Genomic DNA, 20,928 nt, shown 5'->3' on the forward strand with positions numbered 1-20,928 from the left:
AAGAAAATAGTAATCAGTTTATAATTTTTTGTTTTTTTTATTATTTTCTTATAAGAGCATTATGTTATAATTATTTTTAGTTTTTACTTTTTCGATAGTTGGGAATAAATATTTTATGGATAAATTTAATTACAATACAGAAAGGATAATGAAAGGGTAAATAATATGGTTTTGTGGGGAATGTTTTTTAAATCTTTTTTAATAGGCTTTTCAGGGGCAATGGTGCCGGGAACTATGCTGGGAGTCACCATTGATGGAAGCTTAAAAAAAGGATGGAAAGCAGGTCCTTTGATAGTATTAGGTCATGGGATATTGGAAATTTTATTGATTATAGTTATGGTTATGGGGTTTAGAGATTTTTTTACTAATCCGGTAGTTGGAGGAATTATCGGGCTGGCAGGTGGTGTTTTTCTTGCATGGATGGGGTATGGAATGATAAAATCAGGTAAAAATAAATCAGTTTCTTTGGAAAATCAAGAAACAGGCAATAGTATCATGGGTAAAAATCTCGTACTGGTAGGGTTGATTGTAAGTGCTACCAATCCTTACTTTATTATTTGGTGGGCATCTACGGGTATGGAATTAATACGTCAGGCTCTTACTATAGGGGTTATAGGTATTTTATTTTTCTTTGCCGGTCATATTTTATCGGACTTTATATGGTATTCGTCAGTTTCATTGGCATTTTCAAAAGGAAAGAAATTAATAAGTGATAATGTGTATCGCTGGATTATTCTGTTTTTGGGCGTATTTATTATGGGCTTTTCCATATACTTTATAAGCGGCGGTTTGAAAATGCTTATTAATGCATGATACCGTAGAATTTTATTGTATTCATTAAGATAATATGGTATTATAAACTTAAAGACGGGGAGAAATTGCTATATTTTTATCTAATCTATGTAGTTTATGTAACACCACTATTTTTCCGCTTCTTTGCAGTATTATAATCCATTGGTTTCAAAAATCCCTTAAGATGAATAATGTTGATTTTAATATTTTAATTTTAAATATATTAGGAGGAATGGAAATGAAAAAAATCACCATTATACTGATGATATTGGTAATGTGTGTATCATTATTAGCGATACATAATTTCCAAAGTCCTGTTGCTGCGTCCGGTGACGGCGGTAACTGGTTTCATGTGGAAGGTACCAATATCGTAGATAAACATGGCAACAAAGTATGGTTAACAGGTGCTAACTGGTTTGGTTTTAACTGCCGTGAGAGAATGTTTTTAGATTCTTATCACAGTGATGTATTAGCAGTTATGGAGATGGTGGCAGACAAAGGTATAAATGTTGTGAGGGTACCTATTGCTACAGACTTGTTGTATGCGTGGAGCAAGGGGGAATATCCTCCTTCAGTGGACACCAGCTACAACAATGCAACCTTGGCTGGGCTGAATAGCTATGAGCTGTTTAATTACATGCTAGAAAATTTTAAAAGATTAGGAATAAAGGTTATAATTGACGTACATAGTGCAGAAACTGACAACCAGGGGCATACACATCCCCTTTGGTTTAAAGGAAAGATAACAGAAGAGATATTTAAAGAAGCATGGGTGTGGGCAGCCAAAGAGTTTAAAAACAATGATACCGTTATAGGTTTTGACCTTAAGAATGAACCTCACACAAATGCCGGTGATTTAAAAAGAATATCTGAAAGTGCTATATGGGATGACTCTGACAGGCCAACTAACTGGAAAAGGGTGGCAGAGGAGACTGCATTGGCAATATTGGAAGTTCACCCTAATGTACTGATATTTGTTGAGGGTATAGAGATGTATCCTAAAGATGATATATGGGATGATGAGGAATTTAATACATCCCCGTGGTTTGGAACTAATGATTATTATGGAAACTGGTGGGGCGGTAACCTTAGAGGCGTGAGAAAATACCCTATTAATTTAGGAAAACACCAAAAACAACTTGTTTATTCACCACATGATTATGGTCCTATAGTATACGAACAGACCTGGTTCCAGGGTGAATTTATTACTGCAGATGATGAAAGGGCAAAAGAGATTTTATATGAAGAGTGCTGGAGGGACAATTGGGCATTTATTATGGAAGAAGGAATATCACCGCTATTACTTGGTGAATGGGGTGGTATGACAGAAGGCAATCACAAGCTTTTAGAACTTAATAAGAAGTATTTAAGGGCTATAAGGGATTATATTATAGAAAACAAATATGAACTACATCATACATTTTGGTGCATAAATATTGACTCAGCAGACACCGGAGGTTTGCTCACCCGTGATGAGGGAACAGAGTTTCCGGGCGGAAGGGATCTTAAGTGGAATGACTATAAATATGACAACTTTTTGTACCCTACTTTGTGGAAAAATGAAGAAGGCAAGTTTATAGGACTTGACCAAAATGTGCCTTTAGGCAGAAACGGAATTTCATTAGGGGAATACTATGGAACAAAGGACCCTAATTTACCAAGTCCAACACCAACAACAAGTCCAACTCCAACCCAGGAACCAACACAAACACCCATTGAACCAATAAGTTATGGGGATTTAAATGATGATGGCGAAATAAATTCCCTTGATGCTGTATTATTAAGCAGGATTTTACTTGAAATGTCCCCGTCTGGTGTAGATATGAAAAGAGCAGATTTAAATGGGGACGGGGTTGTAGATACCATGGATTATGTACTTTTAGGAAGGTATATTTTTGGTGTAATAACTGAATTTCCTGTAAGTAAAAACTAACACAGGTATGGGCGCAGTGGATATAATAAAGCCATGTTGGAACTTTTATGTATTTCCAACATGGCTTTTTAAATAAATTTATAAAATATTTTTAAATAAATTTTAGCTTTTTTAAAAACCATATATCCCATGTATCCAAAAATTGGTTTTGCAAAAAGATTGTGATAGTTTATGTAGAATGCTGAGTATAGCACTAAATCCTTCACATAACAATAAAATTATAGTAAAATTGTCTTTGAAACTATATATTATAAATTTTTATTCATAGAGTTTTGTTAAGAGTGTATGGAAATTTACTTGAAAAATTTGTGTTTATAAAACGGAGGCAGTATGAGCAAAGCATTAGATAGCGGAAAAATTAAATATAAAATTGTCCGCAGTAACAGGAAAACTGTAGCTATACAGCTTCGTGAAGATGGGAGCATAAAAGTTTCAGCCCCTTTTAGCGTTACAAAAAATCAGATAGATGAAATTATAGAAGAGAAGCTTTCCTGGATTTTAAAAAAACAAGAGGAGTTAAAGAGAATACAAAGAGAGAGAAATGTATATAGGAAATTTGAAGATGGAGAGAAAATTTCTTACCTTGGGAAGGAATATATCCTGAAGATTATAAAGACAGAAGAAGATGTCCGGCCAAAAGTTGTTATTGATAATCACTATATGGTTATATATATTAGTGAAAAATTTATTGGTGAAGATGCCAGGGGAAATATAAGAAATGTGATAAAAAAATGGCTTGTTGAAAGGTTTAGGGATATTGCAGCAGAGAAAATAAAAAAATACAGCATTTTGATAGGTGTAAATCCCACAAAAATAACAATCCGTGAGCAGAAAACCCTTTGGGGAAGCTGCAGCAGCAAAGGCAGCATTAATTTAAACTGGAAGCTTGTTATGGCTCCTATGGAAGTTATTGACTATGTAATTGTGCATGAATTATGCCATATGATAGAGATGAACCATTCAAAAAACTATTGGAAAATTGTATCATCTATAATGCCGGATTATAAAAATCATCGCAAATGGCTTAAAGAAAACGGACACAAGCTTTTGATATAAATTTTGAGGAAGGGGTGATTTTTTTTTGTTTGAAAGTCACTGGAAGTGGGCAGTAGTTTTAGTTATAGTATTGTGGAATATTATTACTTTTATTATGATGAAAATAGATAAATCTAAAGCTGAAAAATCAAAATGGCGTATAAAGGAAAAAACAATTTTTTTATCAGCTTTTTTGTCAGGTGCCTTTGGTGTTTTAGCAGGTATGTACATATTCAGGCATAAAACAAGGCATTGGAGTTTTAAAATAGGCATTCCTTTAATAGCCATTATAAACTTAATATTGATATACTTTTTATACACGTTGTAAAGAAATTTACAGGACTTAGGAAAAAAATCCCATATCAATATTACAATTAATTAATATTAATATGAGGAAATAAAAATAAAAAAACAAAAAACAGGAGTGGATTTTTTATGTTTAATGTAGAAGAAATTTTAGAAAGAACTAAAGATTTTTTATTTGCTAATGTACCAGGGGTAATAGGGGCAATTCTTGTATTAATTATTGGTTTTAAACTGTCTAAATGGATTGTTAGAGCCATTGAAAATTCAATGAATAAATACAACAAAGATGCTACACTAAATTCCTTTATAAAAGCCTTGTCCAGGTTCTCATTGAAATTTGCTGTGGTTATTTTTGCAGCCAATGTTTTGGGAATAGGAATAGATACATTTTTAGTTATATTAGGAGCTGCAGGGCTTGCCATTGGTCTGGCTTTAAAGGACAACCTCTCAAATCTGGCAAGCGGGGTAATTATTTTATTGTTCCGTCCCTTTAATATAGGGGATTTTATAGAGGCTGGAGGATATTCGGGTACAGTAAAAGAAATACAACTTATGCATACTAAACTTAACACCCCTGACAATAAAGTGGTTGTAATTCCAAACGGAGCTTTGGTTAATGAAAAAATCATTAATTTTAGCGTTGAGAAAACAAGGCGGGTGGATTTTAAGTTTAGTGTGGGATACGGAGCAGATATAAAAAAGGTAAAAGAAATTTTAAATAGCATTGTGGATAACCACCCCTTGGTTTTAAAGGATCCGAAGCCTTTTATAAGACTTTTTGAAAGTGGTGAGGGTGCCATTACTTTTACAGTAAGGGTCTGGGGTGAGGCAGCAAATTACTGGACTATATATTATGATTTGCAGGAGGAAGTCAGGTTAAAATTTGATGAAAACAATATAAATTTACCTTTCCCGCAAATGGGTGTACATTTAATTAATAAAAACGGAGGCTAAAAAATATGATAAAAATGATCTCGTGGAATGTAAACGGTATCAGGGCATGTTTAAAAAAAGGTTTTTTAGACTATTTTAATGAAGTGGATGCAGATGTTTTTTGTATTCAGGAGACTAAACTTCAGGAGGGGATTTTAGAATTAGAACTTGAAGGATACAAGCAATACTGGAATTATGCCAAAAGGAAAGGGTATTCAGGTACAGGGGTTTTTGTAAAAAAAGAACCCCTAAATGTGGAATATGGAATAGGTATTGAGGAGCATGACCAGGAAGGAAGGGTAATAACATTAGAATATGAGGGTTATTTTCTTGTTACTGTATATACGCCTAATTCAGGAAAAGAGCTTGTAAGATTAGATTACAGAATGAAGTGGGAAGATGATTTTTTAAAGTATCTGAAAAAATTAGATGAAGTTAAACCTGTAGTTCTTTGTGGTGATTTGAATGTGGCGCATAAAGAAATTGATCTTAAAAATCCTTCATCAAACAGAAGAAATGCAGGTTTTACAGATGAAGAAAGAGAGAAATTCCAGGTGTTGCTAGATTCTGGATTTACAGATACCTTTAGATATTTTTACCCTGACAAAGAGGGGGCGTATACCTGGTGGTCATATATGTTTAATGCCAGGTCAAGGAATGCAGGATGGAGAATTGACTACTTTTGTGTTTCAAAAAGGCTTGAAGACAAATTAATTGATGCACAGATACATAGTGAGGTTTTAGGCTCTGATCACTGTCCTGTGGGACTTTTAATTGATTTATAAAACTTCAGTTTAAAGAAAATTTTATGACAGGAGGATGGTAAAATGTTTTTTGATTTATTAAAAGAAAGGCGCAGTATTAGAAAATATCAGGACAGGGTTGTTGAAAAAGAAAAGGTGGATATTATTTTAAAGAGTGCTTTATTATCACCCTCTTCCAGGTCAAGACGTCCATGGGAATTTGTGGTTGTTACAGACAGAGAAGTTTTAAAAAAGCTTTCCATGTGCAGGGAACACAGCTCTGCATTTTTAGAAGGGGCTCCTTTGGGAATAGTTGTTATATCAGACCCAAGCATATGTGATGTGTGGGTGGAGGACTGTTCAATAGCTTCTATTATAATTCAATTATCTGCCCATTCATTGGGATTGGGTTCTTGCTGGATACAGGTAAGGGACAGGTATCACAAAGAAGGGGTAAAGGCGGAAGACTATATTAAAAACATTTTAAATATACCTGACAAATATGCTGTTGAATGCATTATAGCAATAGGTTACCCTGATGAGAAAAAAGAAGGTTATGACTTAAATAAGCTTCCTTTTGAAAAAATACATTTTGGTTCATACAATTATTCTTAAGGTAATTCTTCAGTTTAGACTAATTGCAGCACGCTGTTTCCCTATGATATAATATTATTAAATTAGACTTTTAAAGTTCCCCGCATTTTTAGGGGAATTTTAAATAAATATTTAAAAAATAAAGGGGAGATAGAATGTGAAAAAAGTACTGGCAGTTGTATTGATAGCCGCAATGCTGTCAACGCTATTGGTTTTTAAGGGCAGCGTTAGTGCGTCTAAAAACTTTAACTATGGAGAGGCATTGCAAAAGGCTATTATATTTTATGAGTTCCAGCGTTCCGGAAAGCTTCCGGAGAACAAAAGAGATAACTGGAGAGGTGACTCCGGACTTCAGGACGGTGCAGATGTGGGATTGGACCTTACAGGCGGCTGGCATGACGCAGGAGACCATGTGAAGTTTAATTTACCTATGGCATATACTACAACAATGCTTGCCTGGAGTGTATATGAGTCGAAGGATGCATATGTACAAAGCGGACAACTTCCTTACATATTGGATGCCATAAAGTGGACAACAGATTATTATATTAAATGTCATCCAAGTCCGAATGTTTATTACTATCAAGTTGGAGACCCTCAAAAAGACCATGCATGGTGGGGTTCACCTGAAGTAATGCAGATGGAAAGACCGTCGTATAAAGTGGATATGAACAATCCAGGTTCTACAGTTGTGGCAGAAACTGCTGCGGCTTTGGCATCTTCGTCAATTATTTTCAGGGATACCGACCCTGCTTATGCTGAGACTTGCCTGAGTCATGCAAAGGATCTTTTCACTTTTGCAGATACTACTAGAAGTGATGCAGGATATAAAGCAGCGGAAGGTTTTTATTCATCCCACAGCGGTTTTTATGACGAACTTACATGGGCTGCTGTATGGTTATACCTTGCTACGGAAGACCAATATTACCTGGACAAGGCTGAGTCCTATGAGCCTCATTGGGAGAGGGAACTTGGGTCTGATACAATAAAATACAGATGGGCTCATTGCTGGGATAACAAGCTTTTTGGCGCTATGCTTCTCTTGGCTAGAATAACAAATAATCCTTTTTATAAAGAAAATATTGAAAGACATTTGGACTGGTGGACTGTAGGAGTGGGTTCTGAGCGTATTACATATACTCCAAAAGGACTTGCATGGCTGGATGGATGGGGTTCTTTAAGATATGCTACCACTACTGCTTTTCTTGCAGAAGTTTATGCTGACTGGTCGGGATGCAGTTCTTCTAAAGCAAAGGTATATCACGACTTTGCAAAATCCACTGCAGACTATGCATTAGGAAGTACAGGAAGAAGCTTTATAGTGGGATTTGGTGACAAATATCCTCAGCGTCCTCACCACAGGGCTGCTCACGGTTCATACATAGCGGATATGGACTATCCGGAACAGCACAGGCACATTTTGTACGGTGCTCTTGTTGGAGGACCAAGAAGCGATGATTCATATGTTGACCATATTATTGATTTCCAAAGTAATGAAGTGGCAAATGACTATAATGCAGGTGTGGTAGGTCTTCTTGCTAAAATGTACCAAAAGTATGGCGGAAACCCTATTCCTAACTTTAATGCCATTGAAGAAGTGGGACAGGAGTATGAAGTTGAAGCTGCCATTGTGGCATCAGGTATCAGTTTTATCAATTTAAGAGTTACACTAATGAACAAAACAGCTTGGCCACCAAGAGCCAGTGATAAATTGTCCGCTAAATACTTTGTGGATATTTCTGAAACAATTAAAGCAGGTCTTACACCTGATGACATCAGGGTGTCTGCATCCACACCGGGTGTAAAGGTTTCAGGATTAAAGCCTTGGGACAAGGACAAAAATATATACTATGTGGAAATAGATTTGACAGGTATAAATATATTCCCGGGTGGCATAAATGACTATAAAAGAGATGTATACTTTATAATTGAAGCTCCGTATGGAGAAGGCAACTGGGACAACAGCAATGACTATTCATACAAAGGACTTGAAGATGCCGGAATGAACGGTATAAGTACAGAATATATACCTATGTATGATGGCGGTGTGAGAGTGTATGGAATGGAGCCGGACGGTTTACCGGTACCAACGCCTACCAAGACACCTGATCCAAGTCCGACACCTACGAAAGAACCTAATTTAGTCAAACTTGGGGATATAAATTATGACGGAACGGTTGATTCCATTGATTCAACATTATTAAGCAGATATATACTTGAAGTTTTAACTTATACGGATCCGGAGTCCCAAAAATCCTTTACTGCAGCAGCTGACATAAATAATGACGGAATTGTGGATACCCTTGACTATACGTTATTAAACAGGTTTGTATTAGAAATTCCCGTAAACTATCCTATAGGGGAAATGGTTGAAAGATAGAAATTTGCAGTATGCATATAAAAAAGCTTCACCTTTTTACAAGGTGGAGTTTTTTTTAGCACTCTTCTTATAGGAGTGCTAAAAAAATTCTTGAAAAATTTTAATTATAAATGTAATATTATTAATGGGATTGTCAATGGAATTTATTAATGAATCTATAAATGGAACTATTTACATAGATACTAACTTAGGAGGTGCATTATGAGTAACGAGAAGGGGACTATATCTGTTAGCACGGAAAATATTTTTCCAATTATCAAAAAGTGGCTTTATTCTGAGAAAGATATTTTTCTTCGTGAGCTTGTTTCCAACTCCAGTGATGCTATAAGCAAGTTAAAAAAGTTAGCTGACATTGGAGAAGCGGAAATTGATAAGGATAAAAAGTTTTTTATCAAAGTTATTGTGGACAAAGAGAATAAAACTCTCAAAATAGTTGACAACGGCATAGGGATGACCGATGAAGAAGTAAAAAAATACATCAACCAGATAGCTTTTTCAGGAGCTAAGGACTTTGTTGAAAGATACAAGGACAAAGCTGATGAAGGTCAGATTATCGGCCATTTTGGGTTAGGGTTTTATTCTGCATTTATGGTTTCTGAAAAAGTTCAAATAGATACTTTGTCTTACAAAAAGGATGCAGAGCCTGTAAGATGGATAAGCTCAACAGGTACTGAATATGAAATGGAAAAGTCGGACAGGGATGAAGTGGGTACAACGATAACTCTTTATATTGCAGAAGATAGCGTTGAATTTCTTGAAATGTACAAAGTAAGGGAAGTTCTAAATAAATATTTTTCCTTCCTCCCATATGAAATATATTTAGAGGATGCAAATGAAGAAAAAGATAAAAAAGAAGATAAAGAAGATATCGGGCCAATACCGTTAAATGATACAAGCCCTCTTTGGCTGAAAGACCCTAAAGACTGTACTGATGAGGAGTATAAGGAGTTTTACAGACGGGCGTTTTTTGATTTTGAAGAGCCCCTTTTCTGGATACATTTAAATATGGACTATCCTTTCAGATTAAAGGGTATTTTATATTTTCCAAAATTAAAACATGAGTTTGACGCAATGGAAGGGCAGATTAAACTATTTTATAACCAGGTATTTGTTGCTGACAACATTAAAGAGGTAATACCTGAGTTTCTTATGCTGTTAAAGGGAACTATAGACTGCCCTGATTTACCACTTAATGTATCCAGAAGTTTTCTTCAAAATGATGGGTATGTTAATAAAATTTCCAACCATATAACTAAAAAAGTTGCGGACAAACTTACTTCAATTTTTAAGAAGGAGAGGGAAAAATACAATAAATACTGGGACGACATCAACCCATTTGTAAAGTTTGGATGTATAAAGGAAGAAAAGTTTTATGATAGGGTTAAAGATATAATTGTTTATAAGACAATCAATGATGAGTATGTTACATTAAAGGATTATCTTGAAAAGAATAAAGACAAGCATGAAAACAAAGTTTTTTATGTGTCTGACGAAAAACAGCAGTCCCAATATGTAAAAATGTTTAAAGAACAAGGCTTAGATGCTGTTTTAATGACAACAATGATAGACAATCACTTCATGCAGTTTATTGAAATGAATGAAAAAGATGTTAAGTTCCAGAGAATAGATTCGGATATCAGTGAAAGCATGAAGGAAAGTGAAACTGATGAGGAAAAGAAAAAGGAAATGAAAGAAGGCCTTGAGAAACTATTTAGAAATAGTCTGGAAAATGAAAAATTAAAAGTTGAGGTTGAAGCATTAAAGACATCATCAGTTCCGGGTATGATACTTTTATCTGAAGAATCCAGAAGAATACATGAAATGACTAAAATGTTCGGCGGCATAACTTTAGGAGAAAGGTACCAGGCAGAAGAGACTCTGGTGTTAAACAGCAATAACGGTTTGATTAAATCTCTCATGAGTTTAAAGGATAAAGAAGATAAAAAGGAAGATACAAAGCTTATTTGCCAGCATATTTATGACCTTGCCATGATGAGTCATAAACAGCTTGAACCTGAGGCCATGACAGGGTTCATTGAAAGGAGCAATAAAATTTTGTCAAAATTTGCATCTAACTTAGAGGGTTAGAATTAGAAGACAGTAATTGGAACGATGCAATTAAAACGCTAAAATCAGAATGCTGCATTTGGAACGCTGCGATTGGAAGACTTTAATTAGAAGACGGGACTTGAGATTTAAATTGTAATGCTGTAATTAGTGAACCGGAATTGGAATACCGGAAGAAAGGACAGAAATTAAATTTTAATTTTAGGCAGGAGGACTATTATAGTTTTTTTGTCTTTATAGAAAGAGGTGCTTATATGGTAAAAAATATCAAAAGAATTTATGTTGAAAAGAAAAAGGGTTTTGATGTGGAAGGGCAAAATTTGTTTGCTGATTTAAAGGAGAATTTGGGTATAAAAAATCTTAAATCTGTGAGAGTAATTAACCGTTGTGATGTGGAAGGGCTGTCTGATGAAGAGCTTGAAACAGCAAAAAAGATAGTGTTTTCCCAACCTCCTGTAGATAATGTTTATGATGAAACTATAGATATAGGCGAGGGTGAAAGGTTAATTGCTATAGAGTTTTTGCCGGGTCAGTACGACCAGAGAGCGGATTCTGCCTCTCAGTGTATACAATTGCTTACTCTTAGGGAGAAACCCAGGGTAAAGGTGGCAAAAATCATTGTACTAAGCGGGGATATTAACGATGAAGAGTATGAAAAAATAAAAACGTATTTAATTAACCCAATTGAGTGTCAGGAAGCTTCAATGGAAAAGCCGGATACATTAGAGAAAAAAGCCAATGTACCGGAAGATGTTGAAGTTTTAGATGGCTTTATAAATATGTCATCTGCAGAAATTGAAGAATTTAAAAATAAAATGGGATTTGCAATGTCTTTAGAAGACCTGAAGTTTTGCCAGGAGTATTTTAAAAATACTGAAAAAAGAGACCCAACCATAACGGAAATGAAAGTTTTAGATACTTACTGGTCAGACCACTGCAGACATACTACCTTTTTGACTAATATAAAAAGTGTGGAATTTGAAGATGGAGATTTTACTGAGCCTGTAAAGGAAGCCTACATGGAATATTTAAAGTCCAGGGATTTTGTATATGGTGATGAAGAAAGAGATATTTCATTAATGGACCTGGCTACAATTGTGGCGAAAGAATTGAAAAAAAGAGGGAAGCTTGATGCTTTAGACCAGTCTGATGAGGTTAATGCCTGCAGCATTAAAGTTAAGGTTGATGTGGATGGAAAAGAAGAAAACTGGCTGGTTATGTTTAAAAATGAAACACATAACCACCCTACAGAAATAGAGCCCTTTGGCGGCGCGGCAACCTGCCTTGGAGGGGCAATAAGAGACCCTCTGTCCGGAAGGTCATATGTATATCAGGCTATGCGTATTAGCGGCAGTGGTGATCCAAGAACCAGAATTGAGGATACAATACCAGGAAAACTTCCGCAAAGGAAAATTACAACTGTAGCTGCCCAAGGGTACAGTTCCTATGGAAACCAGATTGGAGTGGCAGCAGGACAGGTGGACGAAATATATGATGAAGGGTATGTTGCAAAGAGAATGGAGCTGGGTGCAGTAATTGCTGCAGCACCTATGAAAAACGTAGTTAGGGAAAAGCCCGTTCCAGGGGATGTAATTATTTTGCTTGGAGGAAGAACAGGCAGGGATGGATGTGGAGGGGCAACCGGCTCATCTAAAGAGCATACAGAAGAATCACTAATTACATCCGGTGCAGAAGTGCAAAAGGGTAACCCTCCTATAGAAAGAAGAATACAGACTCTTTTTAGAAAGCCTTGGGTAAGCACAATGATAAAGAAGTGTAATGACTTTGGTGCAGGAGGGGTTTCGGTAGCGATAGGTGAGCTGGCGGACGGCTTAAAAATAAATTTAGACGCTGTTCCAACAAAATATGAAGGACTGGATGGTACGGAAATAGCTATATCAGAGTCTCAGGAGAGAATGGCTGTAGTTATTTCAAAGGAAAACGTAGAAGCGTTTATAGAGGCTGCAAGCCTTGAAAATCTTGAAGCCACCCCGGTTGCAGAGGTTACAGAAGAACCAAGGCTCGTTATGACATGGAGAAATACTGATATTGTAAATATAAGCAGGGAGTTTTTAGATACAAATGGCGTTAAACAAAATACTAATGTTAAAGTAAAGGCACCGCTAAATGAGGAAAATTATTTTAATAAAGCAGGTAAAGTAAAAGAAAATTTAGAAGACGCCTGGATTTCAAACTTAAGGGATTTAAATGTTTGCAGTAAAAAAGGCCTGGTGGAGATGTTTGACAGCAGTGCCGGTGCAAACACCGTACTTATGCCCCTTGGAGGAAAGCATCAACTGACTCCTCAAGAGGGAATGGTGGCTAAAATACCTGTACAAAAGGGAGAAACAAATACAGGCAGCATTATGACCTATGGATACAATCCCCGTATCTCAAGATGGAGTCCTTTCCACGGGGCTGTTTACGCTGTTGTTGAGTCTGTTGCAAAGGTTGTTGCAATGGGTGGGGATTATAAAACTACATGGCTGACATTCCAGGAGTATTTTGAAAAGCTGGGCTCTGATCCTGAAAAATGGGGCAAGCCTTTTAGTGCACTCCTTGGAGCATATTATGCACAAATGAAGTTTGGAATTGCAGCAATAGGCGGGAAAGACAGTATGTCAGGAACTTTTGAAGATTTGAATGTTCCTCCTACACTGGTTTCCTTTGCTGTAAATGTTGCAGATGTAAATAATGTAGTGTCTGCAGAGTTTAAAAAAGCAGGAAGTAAAGTGGTTTTAGTGCCTGCAAAATTTGACAGGAGAAATCTTCCTGATTTTGAAGATCTACAGAATAAGTATGAAAAAATAAACCAGGTAATTAAAAAAGGAAAAGTGCTTTCATCTCAAAGTGTAAGGGGTGGAGGTATTTCAGAGGCAATAAGCAAAATGTGCTTTGGAAATATGATTGGGTTTAAGTTTAGTGAAGATATTAGTGATGAAGAACTTTTTGCACCTTTATACGGTTCAATAATTCTTGAATTTGATGAAAATGAAGATGTGGATAAGTTGCTGGATGGTATTGATTTTAAGGTTTTAGGTCTGACCCAGGATAAAAAGTCCATAGATGTTGGAAAAATCAGCTTACAACTTGACAGCCTCTGTGACAGTTGGGAAGAGCCTTTAGAAAATATTTTCCCTACAAAATTGCCTTCTGAAGATGGAAAGCCAAAACAGTACGAATATTTTAGAAAAGACAGTATAAAACCTAAAACAAGCTTTGCAAAACCAAGGATTTTCATACCTGTATTCCCAGGTACAAATGGTGAAGATGAAGTTATTAAGGCTTTTGAGAAGGCAGGCGGGGAAGTTGAAATATTAATAATGAAAAATTTAAGCATCAAAGACATTGAAAAATCAATGGATGAATTGGTAAGAGGCATTCAAAAATCACAAATTGTGGTACTTCCCGGAGGTTATAGCGGTGGTGATGAGCCAAACGGTTCAGCTAAGTTTATTGTAGCAGCTTTTAAAAATTCAAAAGTTAAAGATGCCGTGATGGATTTAGTAGAAAACAGGGACGGGCTGATGTTGGGAATCTCCGGTGGTTTTCAGGCGTTAATTAATTTAGGGCTTGTACCTTATGGTGAGATAAGGGATATTTCAGACGATAGTCCTGTTTTGACATTTAACACAATAGGAAGACATGTTTCAACCATGGTGAGGACAAAGATTACTTCTAATTTATCACCATGGTTTAGCAATGTGAAAGTGGGAGATGTCTATACAATTCCGGTTTCCCACGGGGAAGGACGATTTGTTGCAAAAGATGAAGTGTTTGATATATTAGAGAAAAACGGACAAATTGCAGCCCAGTATGTGGATTTTGACGGCAACCCTACTTATGACATCAGGTTTAATCCTAATGGTTCTTTTGGGGCTGTTGAAGCTGTAACCAGTCCGGATGGCAGGATACTTGGCAAAATGGGACACTCTGAGAGAATAAGCACTAATGTGGCAAAAAATATTCCGGGTAATAAGAATCAAAAACTATTTGAAGCAGGGGTTAATTATTTTAAATAGTACTGCTGGTACTAAAGGAGCATTAAAAGAAGAAAAACAGCAATAGTAAAAAATTACAAAACCACAATGAAATGTGACAGCAGGTAAAATGTAATAGCATGACAAAATGCAATAGCAGGATAGAGTGCAATAGCGTGATAAAATGCAATAGCAGGGGAAAATGCAATAGCAGGATAAAATTGCACAAGCAGCATAAAATACAATAACGTGATAAATGTAATACCAGGATAAAAACATACAGGGGGATTAGTATGCAGTATCGAAGATTTGGAAAGACAAATGTTAATGTATCAATATTAGGATATGGATGCATGAGGTTTCCTAAAAAGAATAAAAGAATTGATTTAAATAAAACGGAGAAACAAATTCTAACTGCAGTAGAAAATGGAGTTAACTATTTCGATACTGCATATATATACCCGGGAAGTGAAGCGGCTTTAGGAGAGATTCTTCAGCGGAATAATTTAAAAGAAAAAGTTTATATTGCCACAAAAATTCCTCCATATATGGTGAATTCCAAGGCAAGCATGGAAAAAGTCTTAAACACCCAGCTAAAAAGACTTAAAACAGACTATATTGATTTTTATTTAATTCATTCAATTCAAGATATTGAAAGCTGGGAAAAGGCAAAAAGTGCCGGAATGGTAAGCTTTTTAGAGGAGATGAAAGAAAAAGGTGTAATTAAGTTTATTGGCTTTTCATATCATGGGGGAAAAGATGATTTTAAAGCAATTATAGACGATTATAATTGGGATTTTTGCCAGATCCAATACAACTTTATTGACGAATACACCCAGGCAGGGGTTGAAGGGCTTAAATATGCGTTTTCAAAAGATATTGGAGTTGCAATTATGGGTTCTTTAAAAGGGGGAAGGATTGTGGGACAGATGCCTCCTTCAATAGATAAAATATGGAACAAGGCCCCTTTTAAGAGAACTTATGCAGACTGGGCTTTCAGGTGGCTGTGGAATCAGGAAGAGGTATCAGTAGCTCTGTCAGGCTTAAATGATGAGAAGCATATTATTGAAAATTCTAAGCTGGCAGATGAAATTAAAGTTGGCTGTCTCACCAAAGAAGAACTGGACATTTATAAAGAAGTAAAAGAAGAGTATTTAAGGCTTATGAAGGTTCCGTGCACAGGCTGCAACTATTGCCTACCATGTCCTGTTGGAGTAAATATTCCATTTGCATTTAACTATTATAATTCAAGGTTTTTTTTCAACCAACGGACTGCTATTTTCAAATATTTGTTTTTTGGGGGGGATGTGCTGGGAGGAAGGAATTTTCTTGCGTCAAATTGTATTAGCTGCAGAAAGTGCGAGAAGGTATGCCCTCAGGGTATAGAAATAAGTGAAGAACTTAAAAAAGTAACTAAGGAAATGGAGCCTTGGTGGAGTAAGCCACTTCTTTTTGTCGGAAAGAGAGTTTTGAAATTTAAGAGTTTGTTGGATAATAGGAGGAAAGATAAACTTTAAAAATAAAAAAACCCGGGAAGAATTAATTTTCCGGGTTTTTTATTTATGCATTTTATCTTTAAAATAATTTATACTTATATAGTTATCTTGATTATCTAATTATCTTAATTATCTTAATTATCTTAATTAATCTACCTTGAATCCATTTTGTTTAAATTTTTTAATATTTATCTTGGAAATTTTTTTATAATTTCTAAAACGTATCTTTGCAGTAATGTTGCATCCAAAGAATCTATTATATTATCCCCGTTTAAATCTGCAGCTTCCTTATTAGGTAAGGATTTTTCCACTTCTAGTATGTATCTGCTTAGAAGGGAGTAATCCATTGAATTTATGACTTTGTCATTTTTTATGTCACCGTACATTACGTCAGGTACAGGAGCATCTTCTGTAAATACAGTACATATTTCAGCAGAATCCTTTAAACCATTTGGACCGTTTACAATATTTTATAAAAAAAGGTGGGCATTATGAAAAAAGTGATAAAAATTTAGATGTATTGCATTTAGAAGTACTGCATTTTAAAAAGACGTATCGTATTTGATACGTCTTTTTAAAAATGCAGTGCTTTTTTCTTTTACTTAATATACTCCTCCAAATGGGAATATTATAAGTAATAGTATTATAAGTATTATTAAGAAGAAAACTCCTCCCCCGAATCCTACTCCTACACCTGCAAATCTTCCATTATCCATCTAAAACACTCCTTGTACAATTAATATTGTTATTTCATCAGTGACTTTTGCCACTGTTCGACCCTGTTAACATAATGTCATATTTGTTGCTTTTCTAAACATCAAGCACTTCTATGTGCCATCCCCTAGGGGATGGCGGCGGCTTTCAAATCCTGCCGCCTGCGGTTCCCCATCTATGACCGCTTGCTAGCTTTCGTCTGGCCTGAACCTTGTCAATCATGTATAATATTTTCCGGACTTGGAGAGTGTTTGTAATCACTCCTGGGACGGACCTTATTGGGCCGACTACCCGTAAGAAAGAGTATTTATCCATTCCGGTAAGTCTAAATGATTTGGCTGGTTGAGGCCAGCATTTCAGCTGGCTCCTCGTGTCACACGCAAGGTTGTTTACTTACATGAGAAGGAATGGAGTCTTTTAAGTCCATTAATCTTACAAAGGAGGTATTTTTATGAATTTTAGACCCATCGCCGGAATCGATGTCGGCAAGTTCTTCAGTGAGATGGCAATTCTTTCTCCATCCAATGAAGTAATTGCCCGCATGAAGATCCGCCATGATTCCAGTACTGACGTTGAAAGAGCCGTTGAATTACTGAAAAAAACGGAAAAGGACTTTGATTCTAGGCCTTTCGTCGTCATGGAATCCACTGGGCACTATCACAAAATCCTTTTCCATTCACTTTATAAAGCTGGATTTGAGGTTTCTGTCATAAACCCCATCCAAACTGATTCTATCAAAAATATTGGAATAAGGAAAGTGAAAAATGATAAAGTGGATGCCCGGAAAATTGCTCTGCTATACAGATTTCAGGAGCTTAAAACTACCAATATCCCCGACGAGGATATTGAATGTCTGCGAAGCCTTTGCCGCCAGTACTACAAGCTCTCTGACGAACTTACTGCTTACAAAAACAGGCTTATGGGTATTGTTGACCAACTCATGCTAAACTTCAAGGATGTATTCCCTAATATCTTTTCAAAGGCTGCTCTTGCAGTATTGGAGAAATATCCTGCACCTGCGCATATTCTTAAAGCGAACAGAAACAAGTTGATTGCACTGATACAGAAGAATTCCCGCAGAAGCCTTAAATGGGCAACTGCAAAGTATGAGCTTTTGAATTCCAAGGCCAAAGAATTTGCACCTTTAAGCATTAGTAACTCTTCAAATGTTGCCATGCTTGGTGTGTATATCTCTATGATTAAAACCTTGGAAGAAAACCTTGAGAAAGTCCTCAAAGCCATTCGTTCATTGATTATTGAAGATATGGCAAAGGACATGCCCATGCTGGCACTGACTCTCGAGCTTCTACAAAGCATTCCAGGTATAGGACTTATCTCTGCTGTTACCATTCTGGCTGAAATTGGCGACTTTTCAGCCTTTTCAAAGCCAGGCAAGCTAGTTGCTTATTTCGGTATTGACCCCTCTGTAATGCAGTCCGGAGAGTTTACCGGCACACAAAACAAGATGTCAAAAAGGGGGTCAAGACTGCTTCGCAGAGTACTTTTCACAATTGCTCTTGCTAATATCCGCACCAAGCGGGACAAAACAGCTTACAACCCTGTACTGATGGAATATTACAAAAACAAATGCCAGAGCAAGCCCAAGAAAGTAGCTTTGGGGGCTGTTATGCGTAAGCTTGTTAATTATATTTTTGCTGTTCTTAGGGATAGAAAGCCTTACGAATTACGTTCTCCCCAAGAGCACGCGCAAATGCTTGCAGCGAAGCACACAGCAGCTTAGTAGTACTTGTACTCGATGTTTAGTTTTCAAAGATCAATTTACTATTTCAGGCCAGCTATTTTATGTCTACTAATCTTAGGTGGTCTTGTCGTTGTGCCTTTTTTCGCTGTCAGGAGTTTTAGAAAATTCTTAAAATTTTTTCTTAAAAACTCTTGACTTTAATTAGCTGGTCTTTCTTATAGATATCACCCATAAGTATTTTCATGTAATACATATTATTTAGAACATAGAAAAATTGTTACTATTAAATAAAAAATTTGTTTTTTTCTTATGAATAAAATAATACTATGAAATGATAATTTACTACTATATACATCCTTTGGATTATTTTGATATAATTTAATTGAGGGGAGTTGTATTTATTTTTAACATATTAACATTATATAGACAAAGAGTTGGATAAAGGGGATGGTTTATGTTGAGGTATATCTTTTATTATTAAAAATCTCTTTTAGTTCAACAACTTGGGTCTACATCTTTACGCCGGCATTCTTAGGTTTCATATCTTTTCAATTCATTTAAATTAAAAAAATAAAACATAATGGGGAGGGAGTGTACACATGAGGAGAAAAAAATTAGGTTTATTGACAGTAATAGCACTACTGGTTTCTGTTATGTTACCAAGCTTTATAATAACAATTCCTGTAAATGCTAATGACGACTTGGATTTACCCGAGAAAGTTGTTTTTGAGGCGACTATAAGGGACTTTACTCCTGACACAAATCCGGATTTTGAAAACCGTAATTTTTATAATAATGCAATCAGAATAGGAAGTAAAGCTGTTAAAGGATTGGTGCAAGATGAACTGGATGAAGACGGCAAACCTGTTTATAAAGGACCGGGGTATTATCGGGATGACTATGGTAGAATGAGAGATAACGTACAAATGATTACCAGTGCTGAGACATTTAGTCAATGGTATAGGGATGTTGAGGGTGTTAATCGTTCAGTTAAACGTGAAATTGAATTAAAACTAGACTATGATAAAAATAACAATCCGTACTATTGTTTCAGTGATGACCAATTTTTCCCGATTGATGACGATGTACTTCGTGAAGGTGAAGAGACATTCGGAAATTATAAAGACAAACTAGTTGAAAAAGAAGAACGAACAGGAAGTGGTATTGTTGAGAAAGTAAGGGTAAGCAGAAATTTTCACTTCACAACAGAGATAGAGAGTAAATTTATGTACAAGGGCGGAGAAACTTTTACATTTATAGGTGACGATGATGTATGGGTATTTATTGACGGTAAGTTGGTAATTGATATAGGCGGGGTTCATGGAAAGGTAGAAGAAAAAATATCTTTGGATGATTTGGATATCGGTTTAGAAAAAGGTAAGATATATACTTTTCACTTTTTCCATGCAGAAAGACATACAGTAGAATCAAATTTTACAATACAGACCACTATTGATTTTTATACTGAGCAGAATCATAAGATGAATCTTATGGCAAGAAATGAAGGTGGTAGTTATGACAGCGAAGCAAGTGGAATGGTAGGGGATATAGTAGAGCTTAAATATGTTTTCCCGGAACAGGAAATTGAACTGCCGGAAATAGAAAACATAAGTATAAACAGGATTGTATTTAATTTTGAGACTAATCTTCCAAGGGGATTAGAAGTAATTGATTCAGGTGGGTTGATAAAATCGGATATATTAGATGAAAGAGGAAATATAATTGGTACTAAATTGCGGCAGCCCGACTCAGGTGAAGATTTTGATATAGATTATGAAGTTGACCCTGTTACAGGAAAGTACCGGATTAAGAAGCACGAAATAACAATAAAGGTAAGATTATTGAGACCGGGAGCATACAAAATCAATCCTGAGGACATAATTGCTAATTATTCCTTATATTACTCAGATGGAGCGATTGTGGGTCTGCACAAAGGTCACTATATTGCAGATAACAATGTAGGAATAAATGTAAGATTTAGAGCGAGAATAGAAGGACCTGATTCAATGTACGTTGGTCAAATTGTAACTTATACCGTAATAACTGACTTAGAGGATACCACTGATACCAGCTTTATTTGGAGTGTAGATGAAAATTACCTTGAGATTGTTGAAGATAACGGGGAGACAATTAAAGTAAAAGCTGTGGGTAAAGGTGAAGGTAAAATAAGTGTAAATGTCGGACTTGACGGAATTAACCAGGAAGCAGAAAAGACAGTGAATATTATGTGGGTGATAGATATTCAATAAAAAT

General features: G+C 35.9%; 15 protein-coding genes. 13 read left to right on the forward strand and 2 right to left on the reverse strand.

The annotated features are described in order from the left end of the window. Window positions 1–165 precede the first annotated feature (165 nt). The 11 genes from HVS_RS06905 (at window position 166) to HVS_RS06955 (ending at window position 16,280) form a co-directional block, all read left to right on the forward strand. Window positions 166–813, forward strand: a complete 648-nt coding sequence (locus HVS_RS06905; RefSeq protein ID WP_101300560.1) for a LysE family transporter — start codon at window positions 166–168, stop codon at window positions 811–813. A 217-nt stretch (window positions 814–1,030) separates the two neighbouring features. Beyond that, window positions 1,031–2,725 (forward strand): cellulase family glycosylhydrolase, encoded by a 1,695-nt coding sequence (locus tag HVS_RS06910; RefSeq protein WP_101300562.1) that lies wholly within the window; start codon window positions 1,031–1,033, stop codon window positions 2,723–2,725. Window positions 2,726–3,055: 330 nt separating this feature from the next. Continuing rightward, the gene (locus HVS_RS06915; RefSeq protein WP_101300564.1) at window positions 3,056–3,781 is read left to right on the forward strand and encodes a M48 family metallopeptidase; all 726 of its coding nucleotides are present in this window, start codon (window positions 3,056–3,058) and stop codon (window positions 3,779–3,781) included. Window positions 3,782–3,806: 25 nt separating this feature from the next. Continuing rightward, entirely contained in the window at window positions 3,807–4,088 is a 282-nt protein-coding gene (locus HVS_RS06920; protein WP_202861498.1) for a DUF1294 domain-containing protein, read from the forward strand. A 107-nt stretch (window positions 4,089–4,195) separates the two neighbouring features. Beyond that, window positions 4,196–5,020 (forward strand): mechanosensitive ion channel family protein, encoded by an 825-nt coding sequence (locus tag HVS_RS06925; RefSeq protein ID WP_101300566.1) that lies wholly within the window; start codon window positions 4,196–4,198, stop codon window positions 5,018–5,020. A gap of 8 nt (window positions 5,021–5,028) precedes the next feature. Continuing rightward, complete coding sequence (locus tag HVS_RS06930; protein ID WP_101304120.1) at window positions 5,029–5,784, forward strand: exodeoxyribonuclease III; 756 nt, start codon at window positions 5,029–5,031, stop codon at window positions 5,782–5,784. 42 nt (window positions 5,785–5,826) lie between these two features. Then, window positions 5,827–6,357 (forward strand): nitroreductase family protein, encoded by a 531-nt coding sequence (locus tag HVS_RS06935; protein ID WP_101300568.1) that lies wholly within the window; start codon window positions 5,827–5,829, stop codon window positions 6,355–6,357. Between the two features lie 136 nt (window positions 6,358–6,493). Then, window positions 6,494–8,716 carry a glycoside hydrolase family 9 protein gene (locus tag HVS_RS06940; RefSeq protein WP_192876526.1) on the forward strand — a complete coding sequence of 741 codons (2,223 nt, stop codon included), beginning with the start codon at window positions 6,494–6,496 and terminating at the stop codon, window positions 8,714–8,716. A gap of 201 nt (window positions 8,717–8,917) precedes the next feature. Next, complete coding sequence (gene htpG, locus HVS_RS06945) at window positions 8,918–10,804, forward strand: molecular chaperone HtpG (protein ID WP_101300570.1); 1,887 nt, start codon at window positions 8,918–8,920, stop codon at window positions 10,802–10,804. 233 nt (window positions 10,805–11,037) lie between these two features. Then, window positions 11,038–14,805 (forward strand): phosphoribosylformylglycinamidine synthase, encoded by a 3,768-nt coding sequence (locus HVS_RS06950; protein ID WP_101300573.1) that lies wholly within the window; start codon window positions 11,038–11,040, stop codon window positions 14,803–14,805. 251 nt (window positions 14,806–15,056) lie between these two features. Beyond that, window positions 15,057–16,280 carry an aldo/keto reductase gene (locus HVS_RS06955; RefSeq protein WP_101300575.1) on the forward strand — a complete coding sequence of 408 codons (1,224 nt, stop codon included), beginning with the start codon at window positions 15,057–15,059 and terminating at the stop codon, window positions 16,278–16,280. 167 nt (window positions 16,281–16,447) lie between these two features. On the opposite strand, the gene HVS_RS06960 is transcribed toward HVS_RS06955, so the two are convergent. Further along, a complete protein-coding gene (locus tag HVS_RS06960) occupies window positions 16,448–16,645 on the reverse strand; it encodes a dockerin type I repeat-containing protein (protein ID WP_101300578.1) in 198 nt (65 codons plus the stop codon). 216 nt (window positions 16,646–16,861) lie between these two features. Beyond that, window positions 16,862–16,975: a YjcZ family sporulation protein gene (locus HVS_RS17825; RefSeq protein WP_459562254.1), complete on the reverse strand. Its 114-nt coding sequence runs from the start codon at window positions 16,973–16,975 to the stop codon at window positions 16,862–16,864. A 449-nt stretch (window positions 16,976–17,424) separates the two neighbouring features. Between HVS_RS17825 and HVS_RS06965 the strand changes: the two genes are divergently transcribed. Continuing rightward, a complete protein-coding gene (locus HVS_RS06965) occupies window positions 17,425–18,714 on the forward strand; it encodes an IS110-like element ISCth8 family transposase (protein ID WP_101300581.1) in 1,290 nt (429 codons plus the stop codon). A 560-nt stretch (window positions 18,715–19,274) separates the two neighbouring features. Next, window positions 19,275–20,924, forward strand: coding sequence for a fibro-slime domain-containing protein (locus HVS_RS06970; protein ID WP_101300584.1), 1,650 nt, complete (start codon window positions 19,275–19,277; stop codon window positions 20,922–20,924). Window positions 20,925–20,928: the final 4 nt, after the last annotated feature.

Source organism: Acetivibrio saccincola, assembly GCF_002844395.1.
GTDB classification, from domain to species: Bacteria; Bacillota; Clostridia; order Acetivibrionales; family Acetivibrionaceae; genus Herbivorax; species Herbivorax saccincola.